The 680-nt window shown below is 70.7% G+C and carries 1 protein-coding gene; it reads left to right on the top strand.

The window, feature by feature from the left end:
* The coding region (locus HUK84_RS21595) for a glycoside hydrolase family 3 protein (RefSeq protein ID WP_176641971.1) at positions 1 to 680 on the top strand (680 nt) is incomplete at both ends.

Here is a 680-nt window from a genome sequence, read left to right as displayed (position 1 = left end):
AGCTGGCCTATGACCCGGGCACCGATCCGGCCCGCGCGGCACAGGCGGCGCGGCAGGCCGACGCGGTGGTGATCTTCGCCACGAAATGGTCGGTGGAATCGATCGATTCCCCGGACCTGTCGCTGCCGGACGGGCAGGACGCGCTGATTGCCGCGGTGGCGCGGGCCAATCCGCATGTCGTCGTGGTGCTGGAAACCGGCAATCCGGTGCTGATGCCCTGGCTGGAGTCGGTGCAGGCCGTGATGCAGGCCTGGTATCCCGGTTCGGGCGGCGGCCAGGCGATCGCGCGGCTGCTCTACGGCGCGGCGGCCCCGTCGGGCCACCTGCCGATAACCTTCCCCCGCGCGGCGGCGCAAGTGCCGCGCCCGGACATCGCGGGCGTGCGGGCCAATACCGTGTTCGACGTCCAGTTCCACACCGACCAGGAAGTCATGTACGACGAGGGCAGCGAGGTCGGCTATCGCTGGTTCGATGCGCGCCACCGGCAGCCGCTCTTTCCGTTCGGGTTCGGCCTGACCTACACGGATTTCCGCATGGGCGATCTGACGCTGGCGGCATCGGGCCACGATGTCGTCGCCCGGTTCACCGTGCGCAATGTCGGGCCCCGTGACGGGGTCGCCGTGCCGCAGCTCTACGTCACGCTGCCCGATGGCGGCGGACGCCGGCTGGCGGGCTGGCAG

The sequence above is a fragment of the Nguyenibacter vanlangensis genome (assembly GCF_013376155.1).
Classification (GTDB): domain Bacteria; phylum Pseudomonadota; class Alphaproteobacteria; order Acetobacterales; family Acetobacteraceae; genus Gluconacetobacter; species Gluconacetobacter vanlangensis.
Note: the sequence above shows the minus strand (reverse complement) of the source record. Positions and strands in the feature narration are given on the sequence as shown.